10 protein-coding genes are annotated in these 10413 nt (G+C 48.9%); 2 read left to right on the forward strand and 8 right to left on the reverse strand.

From position 1 onward, the window contains the following. The 4 genes from PHP87_RS08600 to PHP87_RS08615 form a co-directional block, all read right to left on the reverse strand. On the reverse strand, positions 1–307 hold a 307-nt coding region (locus tag PHP87_RS08600; protein WP_299920383.1), incomplete at its 3' end, for an AAA family ATPase. 11 nt (positions 308–318) lie between these two features. Then, entirely contained in the window at positions 319–1548 is a 1230-nt protein-coding gene (locus PHP87_RS08605; protein ID WP_299920385.1) for an exonuclease SbcCD subunit D C-terminal domain-containing protein, read from the reverse strand. Positions 1549–1578: 30 nt separating this feature from the next. Continuing rightward, a complete protein-coding gene (locus tag PHP87_RS08610) occupies positions 1579–3072 on the reverse strand; it encodes a S41 family peptidase (protein WP_299920386.1) in 1494 nt (497 codons plus the stop codon). A gap of 253 nt (positions 3073–3325) precedes the next feature. Further along, positions 3326–4189, reverse strand: coding sequence for a methionyl aminopeptidase (locus PHP87_RS08615; protein ID WP_299920399.1), 864 nt, complete (start codon positions 4187–4189; stop codon positions 3326–3328). A 360-nt stretch (positions 4190–4549) separates the two neighbouring features. On the opposite strand from PHP87_RS08615, the gene PHP87_RS08620 reads away from it, so the two are divergent. Continuing rightward, entirely contained in the window at positions 4550–5266 is a 717-nt protein-coding gene (locus tag PHP87_RS08620) for a DUF4412 domain-containing protein (RefSeq protein ID WP_299920388.1), read from the forward strand. Between the two features lie 435 nt (positions 5267–5701). Here PHP87_RS08620 and PHP87_RS08625 read toward each other — a convergent pair whose 3' ends face one another. Beyond that, a complete protein-coding gene (locus PHP87_RS08625) occupies positions 5702–6997 on the reverse strand; it encodes an acetyl-CoA hydrolase/transferase C-terminal domain-containing protein (RefSeq protein WP_299920390.1) in 1296 nt (431 codons plus the stop codon). A gap of 552 nt (positions 6998–7549) precedes the next feature. Between PHP87_RS08625 and PHP87_RS08630 the strand changes: the two genes are divergently transcribed. Further along, positions 7550–7717, forward strand: coding sequence for a hypothetical protein (locus PHP87_RS08630; RefSeq protein ID WP_299920392.1), 168 nt, complete (start codon positions 7550–7552; stop codon positions 7715–7717). A gap of 105 nt (positions 7718–7822) precedes the next feature. Here the strand turns inward: PHP87_RS08630 and PHP87_RS08635 are convergent, their stop codons facing one another. The 3 genes from PHP87_RS08635 to PHP87_RS08645 form a co-directional block, all read right to left on the reverse strand. Beyond that, positions 7823–8674: a proline/glycine betaine ABC transporter permease gene (locus PHP87_RS08635; RefSeq protein WP_299920394.1), complete on the reverse strand. Its 852-nt coding sequence runs from the start codon at positions 8672–8674 to the stop codon at positions 7823–7825. A 6-nt stretch (positions 8675–8680) separates the two neighbouring features. Continuing rightward, positions 8681–9589, reverse strand: coding sequence for a betaine/proline/choline family ABC transporter ATP-binding protein (locus tag PHP87_RS08640; RefSeq protein WP_299920395.1), 909 nt, complete (start codon positions 9587–9589; stop codon positions 8681–8683). After that, positions 9590–10413: ABC transporter substrate-binding protein (locus PHP87_RS08645; protein ID WP_299920397.1), on the reverse strand; the 824-nt coding region annotated here is incomplete at its 5' end.

Raw genomic sequence — 10413 nt, forward strand, 5'->3', positions numbered from 1 at the left:
TCCGGGCCCGCTGCTGGCTCCAATGACAGCGGTAATAACCCTCCCGGGTCTCAAAGCTTATCTCGGCATAACAACTGCCGGTATGCCGGGACATAATCTCATTGCTGCTTTTGTTCACCCGCTCCAGACGCGGGGTACGCCCGTAAAGGGCCAGGCAGATGGCGTCAAGGACGGTGGTTTTGCCCGCTCCAGTGGGTCCGGTAATGGCAAAAATACCATCTGATAAATAGGCCGGGTGGGAAAAGTCTATTATCCATTCCCCCACCAGGGAATTTAGATTCTGAAAGCGTATCTGCTTTATCTTCATGCCCCATCCTCCTACTCCGCCATCACATCTTCCATTAGCAGGGAATCAAGAATCTCATTATACATCTGAAGCAGAACCTGCCTCTGCCCGGCTTCAACTTCGTGGGCCTCCATACAACGCCGGAAAACCTCGCTATGGTCCAGTTCACTGAGGATCTCCCCCTCTTCCATGAGGTTCATTACCTGTTGCCAGGAGCGATTATCGCTTACCCGTAAAAGATCCAGCTCTGTTCCCGCTGTTGCTGCCTCCATTTGTTCCCGCAGGTCGCCGATTATTTCCTTTCCTTCATAGATAATTTCCAACCAAGCCTTTTGGGCCTTGGACTTCAATTCTTCCAACTGCCGCTCAATCTCCTCCCGGTCGCCCCGGATACTCTGTAAAGCTTTAAAAATGGGTACCTTAACCGGCGTAACCCCCATTTGCCCGGCGCAGAATTCTACCATTATTGCCTGCTTCTCCCGCAAGGCTTCCGCAAAACCCATGGGGATAGGGGCTCCCGAATAACGGCAATTTTCCTGGCCCCCGACCAGTTGGGCCTTGTGTAAATGCCCCAGGGCCACATAATTAAAAACCGGCGGAAAATCACGGCCTACATGGGCCAGGGATCCGAGATAGAGTTCCCTGACCCCGTCACCTTCCACCGTGCTTCCTCCGGCAGCAAACAAATGCCCCATGGCCACTACCGGAACCGGCGGTCCCGGCAAAGCAGCCCTGATTTCTTCCGCCCGCTGTCCCACCAGCTCATAATGGGAGCGTATTCCCTCCACCAGTTTGCGGGCTTTATCCTCCAGGCTTTCACCTGCTTCCACGCTGCGAATATCCCGATCACGCAGATAGGGAACCGCAGCAACAATCAATTCTGCTTCCCCTTGCGCATTTTTCAAGAGCAAAACTTCATCATCCAGGCTTTCTCCGATCTTCCCCACTATGTAGACCTGCAAATGGCGCAGCAATTCCCGCGGAGCATTCAAAAAAGTCGGAGAGTCATGGTTTCCCGCTGTTATTACTACATGCCGGCAAGAAGACTCGGCCACGCGGCAGAGAAAGCGATAATACAACTCCTGAGCCCGGTTGCTGGGAGTAGTGGTATCGAAAATGTCTCCTGCCACCAGCAGGACATCAATACTTTCTTTTTCCAACAATTCCCCCAGCCAATCCAGAAACGCTGCCGATTCTTCATATCTTTTGCGTCCTCGCAGGGAACAACCCAAATGCCAGTCCGAAGTGTGAATTATCTTCATGGCCTTCTCCTTTAAGCAAAATAAGTCCCTTTATCTCCCTTGCAGGTATTCCACTGCCCGGGCGTACTGCTGGTCATAGCGATTTATTAACTCCTGCCGCTTCCGGTTCAAGGCCTCCTGGGTAGTGAAATCCAAGATGCCGGAAGGATAAAGCCGCTGTTCTTGCTGAAACTTCTTAATAGCGTTAAAAGTCTTAATATCCAGAATCATATCAGGTTTATCCAGATCATAGCCACTGGCGAAAAGGATTTTTTCCGCGTTGTAAACCTCCAGAGAACTGCTGTTCAGTTCGGGTTTGCCGTCCTTTTCCAGCGGCATCAGGTTGTTTATTTCCAAACCATTAAGCGGCGCAGGATCTGAAACCTTAATGTCCGGAAGCAGTCCCTGCCCGTCAATATACTTTCCCGATGGGGTGGTATAAATGCCGGTGGTAATCTTGGCCCATCCCATTATTTCACGGTCAGTGGCTTGAATGCCGTGACGAATTAACATTTCATTGCTATCCAGGCTGGAATCGGGATACAAACGGGCGTATTTTTTATAGGCTTCGGGGCTAAGCAGGGGAATAATCGCCTGTACCCTGGCTTTGCCATAGGTTTTGCTTCCCAAGAGCACCCCGGCTTGGGAATCCTGGATGGCGCCGGCTACTATTTCCGAGGCACTGGCTGTCATGCTATTAACCAGCACTACCAGCTTATATGGGGGGGCGGATAATTCGGAAGTGTAAACCTTATCCTTCATACCTGCTGCCTTGAACTTAATGGTGGTTATGGGGCCGGCAGGAACAAAGTGACGCGCCACGGCCACGGCCTGGGTTACCTCACCACCGGTATTGTCCCGCAGATCCAAAACCAGTTTGCTTATTCCATCCTTTTCCGCTGCCTCCAGGGCAGCATCCAAAAACTCAGCGGTATTGGAATTAAAGCTGTCAATAGCTATGTAGCCTATTCCGCCCCGGTTTTCATAGCGGACGGGATTTAATTTGATACCATCCCTTTTAACATTAAACTCCATTACATTGTTATTGCCATTTCTCAATATACCCAGGCTGAGAAAACTGCCTTTTGGGCCCCTGATCAAAGTACCCACCTGGTCCACAGAATAGCCCAGTACATCTTTTTTATCGACCGTAACTATCCGGTCTCCCGACAATAAACAGGCGCTTTCCGCCGGCGAAGAGGGAAAAACCCGGGTGATGACAACATAGTTGTCCACCTTGGATAGGGCTACCCCGATACCTTCATAATTACCTTCCACCGATTCCAGCATCACTTGAGCTTCTTCACAGGTAAAGAAATCACTGTAGTCATCCAGGCCCTGGAACATGCCCTTGAGTGCCCCCTGCGTTATTTGCTCCTCATTGACCTCGAAATAATAGCGGTCTTCAATAAAACGCATCATTTCCTGCAAATAGCTGTTATCGGCGGCGTAAGCAGCATTTGCCGGGATGGCTGAACCCAACGGGGTAAGCAAGAGCATGAACAGGCTCAGGATTATTAGAACAGCCAAATTCCGGTTTTTCATCAAAATCCCCCTCATAGAATTACTTAAAAACTGATTTCACTGCAAAAAGTTATAAATATGCATTTGCTTGCATAAATATACCGCTCAGCTACCTCAGTAGCGACACCCGAAGGGAGCATCAGTTGTGCCCGACAGGGCGCTTCGCATGGACAACACCTGCGGCTTGTCTAGCGGCTCAAGGGGTAGGCGCTAACCTCCCATCCATGGCCGCAAGCTTAATGAGCTACTGTCAATTTCAAACTTTAAACGATCCCTATTCCGTCATTACCTCCACCCCGGTTTCGCTTACCCTCACGGTATGCTCCCACTGGGCGGACAGCGAATTATCAGCCGTCACCGTGGTCCATCCATCATCCAGTTTGCGGCAGCGATAAGTTCCCACATTGACCATAGGCTCCACTGTAAAGACCATGTTGGGAACCAGCAGCATGCCACTGTCCCGAGGGCCATAATGTGCTACAAAGGGATCTTCGTGGAATGCCAATCCCACCCCATGTCCGCCAAAATCACGCACCACGGAAAAACCATGTTTATTGGCATGCTGTTCTATGGCAAAAGCAATATCCCCAATGCGATTGAAGGGTTTGACCTGCTCAATTCCCAGATAGAGACACTCCCGGGCTACCTGTACCAGTTTTTGGGCTTCGGCAGAGACTTCGCCTATCAGGAACATCCGCGAAGCATCCCCGTAATAGCCGTCTAATATGGAGGTAATATCTACATTTACGATATCACCCTCCTTAAGTTTTCTCTCACTGGGAATACCGTGACATATAACTTCATTAATGGAGGTACAAACACTGGCGGGAAAACCCTGATAGTTGAGGGTCGCCGGATAGGCACCAGCCACAGTAAGCGCATCATTAACCCAGCGGTCAATTTCTGCCGTGCTGATTCCCGCTTCAATTCTCTCTGCCACCAGGTTTAGGATGCTTTTGGTCAACTGGCAGCTCCGGCGAATACCTTCTATCTGTACTTCCGTTTTAATTAGCTTTCGATCTGGAACCAGAATACCCTTTCTCTTGAAATCCTCCAGGTAAAGGTCTTGCTCCATGTGGCACTTTTTATATTTCTTTCCACTCCCGCACCAGCAGGAATCATTGCGCGATAAAGCGATAGTTTATCCCTCCCTTTCCAAGTATCAACCAAAATAATTATAGCACAAGCTCTTCCCTCTCTCCTACCTGGCCGGAAATCATTAGGCACTCACTCAATACCTGCAAAACTCTATTGCCAAATCTATTATCCAAGGCTGGCTGCGGATGGATGGCTAGTCCTTACCTGGTGGGCGTCACACCCACTATGTATCGCAACCTGGCTCGGTCGCTCTTGGCTTCCTTATGCTCCTCCAGGACTATAGACGGAAATTACCCAGGCTCATTCTCCTTTTTTTGTTAAATTTTTGTCAAAAAAGAAGGAAACACGCGTAGAATTAAGAATATATTATAAAAAAGTAAAAACGGAGAGGATGATGGAATTGAAGAAAAACCTGCCTTTAACCCTGTGCCTGCTGGCCCTGTTCCTGTTTACTGCAGTATTAGCTGGTTGCGGTACAGCACCCCAGGACAGCAGCGCCCCAACTGATAAACAGGCAGCAACCCCCAGCAGTGACAAATCGAGTGACAGCGAACCAGTATTAAAGGATTTACTGGGTAAAGGAAAAGCCATAAGCGAAATGTCCTTTGATTGTGAAACCCAGGTAGGGGAGCAGAAGATCCTGGTCAAAACCTGGATGAAAGGCGAAAAATTGCGCAACGAAGTTGAGAGCCCGGAAGCCGACGGCAAGATCATAAATATAATCGATAACGCAGCAGGCGTAGTTTATGTTTACCAGCCGGAACAAAAGATGGCTACCAAGATGGACATATCCATGGCCCAGCAGGATGGCTCCAGTTCCCCACAGGAAGACCTGGAAGCTATGAATCCGGAGAAGATGAAATATGTAGGCAAAGATACCATCGATGGGAAGAGGTGCCTGGTTTATGAAATTACCGAGGATAATGTAGGAACCAGCAAAGTTTGGTTGTGGGAGGAAAACGGAATACCCCTCCGCATGGAAGTTATCAGTGATGGCGAGAAAATGGTGATGGAATACCGCAACATTAAAGTAGGGGGAATTCCTGATTCCATGTTTGAACTGCCTGCGGGAACCCAGATCATGGAGTTCAATATGCCCACTATGCCCACGCCATAAAGAATCAGCAGTTCCGTAATGTTGTATCTTTTAAGCATCGAAAAAAACTGCGGAGCGGTTTCAGCACAGCGCTGCAACAAGGCAGGGGATTAGAACCCGCCGACTGTTTTGTTAATGGGAACCCGACTGTTTAAATAAGCACCCTGCGGGCACCACTGATGTTCGCTTCGCTCACTATTATGGATGCGGGGGACATATTTATAACCATTCCTTTCTTGAAGCACAAAACGTCATGAAAGAATTTCTTTCAGACTTCACCTCGTTATAACTCTATAGAAAAACACTGTAGAAAGATTTCAAAAGCCAGGAGGGATAAAAAATTCCCGCCTGGCTTTTTGCTTTATTACTCGAATTATAAAAAAAGGCAAATCCTATTAACCCTCTATGCCCCGGAAACACAACCATCGATGAAAATAGGGGTATTACAGGGGGTTTCTACCATATCATATGGCGTTCGGCCTCACTTTTAAGATAATCGCGGAAATTAGGATGAGCAATATTGACCAGTTCTTTTACTCTCTCCCTTATCGAGCTCCCGCGCAAACAGGCTACCCCGAACTCAGTGATAACATAATCCACATCCACCCGCGAAGTGGTAACCACCGTACCGGGGTCGAAAAAGGGTACAATACGGGAAACGCTATCGTCTCGAGCTGTAGAGTAGAAGGCCAGAATAGATTTACCACCGGGAGATTCCTGCGCACCGGTAACGAACTCCTTGTGCCCGCCAGTGCCGCTATAGAGGCGAGAACCTACCGATTCGGCACAACACTGCCCGGTCAAGTCGATCTCCAGCATGGAGTTGATGGAAATCATTTTATGATTGCGGCCAATAATTGCCGGATCATTCACCAGGCTTCCCCGGTGAAACTCCACCGCCATGTTTTCATCCAGAAAGTCATACAGTCTCCGGCTGCCCAGACCTACATCGGTAACAAACTTATCTTTCCACAGGGTCTTTTTCCGGTTGCTGATGGCCCCGGCTTCATAAAGATCCAGAATGCAATCGCTAAACATCTCCGAATGTACCCCCAGATCCTTTTTGTTTCTCAAGCTGTACGCCACCGCCCCGGGAATACTGCCAAAACCGATCTGAATAGTGGAACCGTCTTCAATCAAATCCGCCGCATAACCCCCGATCAGGTGATCCTTTTCCGTAAGTACCGGCGGTTCCATGGTGGGGATTTCCCTTTCGCTTTCCACGATATAATCAATTTGGGAAATATGCACATGGGTATCCCCAAAAGTTCGGGGCAAACGGGGATTAACCTCCATTATTACCACATCCGCCTGCTCAACAAAATCTTTCTCCAAAACGGTAGAAAGAGAAAGAGAGAAGTAACCGTGCTTATCCATGGGGGAGGCACAACCAAAGAAGACATGGGGACGGCGATGAAACATGCGCTTACTGCTGAATTGATGCAGTTGCAACGGCACATAGGATACGGTCCCCTGGGGGTGGGCCTGGCGGGGTGCCTTGCTGTAAAACCAGCTGTTCAAGAGAAATTTCCCCTCCAGCGCGGGGTTCATAAAGAATTCATATTCACCCATCATCATGGCATTGACTACTGAAACATTCTCCACTTTGTCTTTTATATAATGCAGATTACTCAATAGGGTAACCGGTTCACAAGCCGCCAGGCTGCAGACAATCTCCTGGTTGCTTTTAACCGCTTCCAGCGCTTCCAGCACCGGAACCAGCTTGCGACGATAGAGTTCCTTGCAGTTCATACCTCACCTCATATTTTACTTGCTTTTAAGCTTCAATCCTTACAAATTAACTTTTTCAAGGTCGGAAGCATCCTGTTTTGACAATCGGTTAAAAGCAGTATAATAATTTCCCTGTTGGATTCTCCTGCTGTATCAACGATGATTGTACCATAGCTTGGGCATTGAACAAAGAGTTATTTTGCCATACTATGAAAGTCGTTTTTCCGTTCTAATATGAGAATAGTCCCTTGACAGCTAGGATTATCCCTCACACCTCGCTCCTCACCAATTTATAATAATTTTCTTTCCCGGCAAACAAAACACCTGGCCGGAGCCAGGCGTCTGTTATGATTAAGGAGGGGATAATGTCTTTTTTATATTAACATAAGTCAATGTCATTATTTGTAAAATTAGGGCAAGCTGCCAAATTAATTTTACTTGCCACACAGTTATTTAAGGGGTGGTCCTAAAATGGATTTGAGATGCGTTATTAATGTCCTGGTTTTCCTTTACAAATACCCGGCTTTTGCGTAAAATAATTGCAATATCTTTCTAAAAAGGAGAGGGTTTACGTTGAACGAGTATAAAAAATATGCCGCCATATTTGCCTTTTTAAGTGCCTTGCTGCTATCGCTGGGACAGCTTTCTGCTTCAGTAATCCCCTTTTCCCACGTACTGGGCTGGATAGGCGGTTTCCTTTGCATTATAATCGCTCTTTTTTACGCCTTTAAGGGCTTGTAGCTGTTTATTATATCCCTCTTCCTCACTTTTAAGCGGCAAGCTATCGTTCTGGGAATTGTCATAAGCCTGCCATCTCCTGTGTTAGAATCCCCGGGTTAAGACAGACTAACCCCCTGGAGTATCCCAGCGCCGGACCAGGCCCTGGGTCAGACGGTCAATTACAATGGCCAGAACCACTATAGCCCAGCCCGCCTCAAAACCTCCCCCAACATCGATGCGGTTGGTACAGATTAAGACCACTTCTCCCATTCCCCCGGCCCCAATCATGCTGGCTATTACCACCATGGCCAGTGCCATCATAGTCGTCTGGTTGATTCCCGCAAGAATGGAGGGCATAGCCAGGGGAATGCGCACTTCTTTCATTAACTGCCAGGAAGTGGCCCCGAAAGCCAGAGCCGCCTCCTGCACCGAAGATGAAACCTGGCGAATCCCCAGGTTGGTAAGACGAACCACCGGGGGCAACGCATAAATTACAGTAGCTACTACACCCGGTACCTTGCCCAAGCCAAAAAGCATCAGCGCCGGGATAAGGTAGACAAAACTGGGCATAGTCTGCATGGCATCAAGTATTGGTGTAACCATGGTATTGCAGCGATCTGAAACCGCCATGGCAATGCCCAGGGGAATTCCCAGAAGCAAAGAAATGATAACCGAAACAATTACAATACCCAGAGTTTCCATGGCAATTCCCCAGAATCCGAAAATCCCCACCGTGAAAAGCAAAAGACCCGGCATAATGGCCTTCACCACTTCGTGGGTCTGCCTCCAGGCAATCACCGTTACCGCGATAATCCAAAGCCACCATGGAATGGCCACAAGTAGATGCTCTATCTGCAATAACATCCCCAGCACCATGTTGCTGAAAGCAGTGAAAAAGGGCTCCCAGGCCACCGTAATCCACTTGACAAAATCGCTGATATACGGTGCTACATGAAATTCAATATCTGATGGAAACAAAAATTATCACCTCCCGGCAGCGACTTTCCCCGTCCGGGCACTGGCATGGGCTTCGATGCTCCGCACCCAGCTCACCCGGCCCTTATCCAGTAATTGGGCGATTCGCTGCTCGTCTTGAACAAAACGCTGCACATATTCATCAGTGGGATGCATTACTATATCCTGAGGCCGGCCTACCTGAACAAATACCCCCGCGCCCATTACCGCCATACGGTCACCCAGACGCAAGGCTTCACCCAAATCATGAGTTACGAAGACAATGGTCTTTTGCCACTCCTTCTGGAGCCTAATCAGTTCATCCTGCATTTCCCGGCGAATCAGAGGATCCAGGCCGCTAAAGGGTTCATCCATCAGCAGCAGGTCCGTATCCTGAACCAGGGCCCGGGCTATACCCACCCTCTGCTGCATACCGCCGGAAAGCTGGTGCGGGTATTTTTTCTCCCAACCGGCCAGTCCCACCTGTCGCAGGGCTTCCTGAGCCCGGGCTTCCCGCAGCTCATGCGCCAGACCTCTTAATTTAAGCCCAAAGGCTACATTTTCCAATACATTGCGATGGGGCAACAAGCCATAATGCTGAAAGACCATGGCCGCTTCACCCCGGCGGAAGGCGGTGAGCTCTTCCGCATCCATGGAAGTAACCTCTTTTCCTGCTACCCTGATGACCCCCGCACTGGGCTCGATCAAACGGGTTAGGCAGCGGATCAGGGTTGATTTTCCACTACCGGAAAGCCCCATAATAACAAAGACCTCACCTCGTTTAATCTGAAAAGAAACATCGCGGACTGCTATCACCGCTCCGGCAGCCTCAGCCTTTTCCACTGCCTCGGGGTCGGACAGATTTAAGGTTTTCTCCGTTTTATGATAAACTTTCCAAAGTCGCTCGACTTCAACCAGGTTAAAATCCTGCCTCCCCATCTATTTCACCTCACCCAGAGCCTGATCTACCCGCGCAGCTACATCGGACGGAACCCAGGCGTGCCATTCATCCTTGTATTTTTGCAAGAAATAGACGGCGGCGGCTTTTTCATCATGGTCGTTCAAATAAGCCAGGAAATCATTATTTTGTTCCAGGCTGGTTTCATATTTCCGCAAAAATTCCACCAATTCGGGAGCTTTTTCCTCCAGTTCGCTGTTTATCCCTATAAAGACGTGAGCTGCCGGATAGGCGCAAGCCCGATTGTTTTCATCCTGCCAAACAGCATTGTCAAAGTCCGGCTCTTCCAGTCGGGTCATTTTCAGCTTGCCCATCACCCAGGTCGGTTCCCAGTAATAGCCAAACCAGGGCTCACCTTTTTCATAGGCTGAAACCATGGAAGAAACCAAAGCCGGGTCCGAACCGGTAGTGAAAGCATTGTATTTTTTTTCCAAACCATAGCTCTTAATTTTTACCCCGTTTATACTGGTACAATTCCAGCCCGGAGGACTGTTGTGAAAGCGCCCCTTGCTCGGAACTTCCGGATCCTTGAACAGTTCCCAGTAACGAGGCAGATCGCTGATTTTCTTCAGGTCGGGTGCAGTGGCTTCTATCCCTCGCTTGGCATCTCCCTCTATCATATAAGTCGGTACATACCATCCCTGCGGGGCATCCGGGAAATTAGAGCCCAGGTTTTTCACCTTGCCTGAAGCCAGGGCCTCTTCCCAGGCTTCCTCGATATTGTCGGCCCAAACCTCCATATAAATATCGATATTTCCCTTTACCATTCCTTGAAGAGCTGGCAGGGTTTCCGCAAACAGGTATT

Origin of the sequence: Syntrophomonas sp. (assembly GCF_028707975.1) — a bacterium.
Classification (GTDB): domain Bacteria; phylum Bacillota; class Syntrophomonadia; order Syntrophomonadales; family Syntrophomonadaceae; genus Syntrophomonas.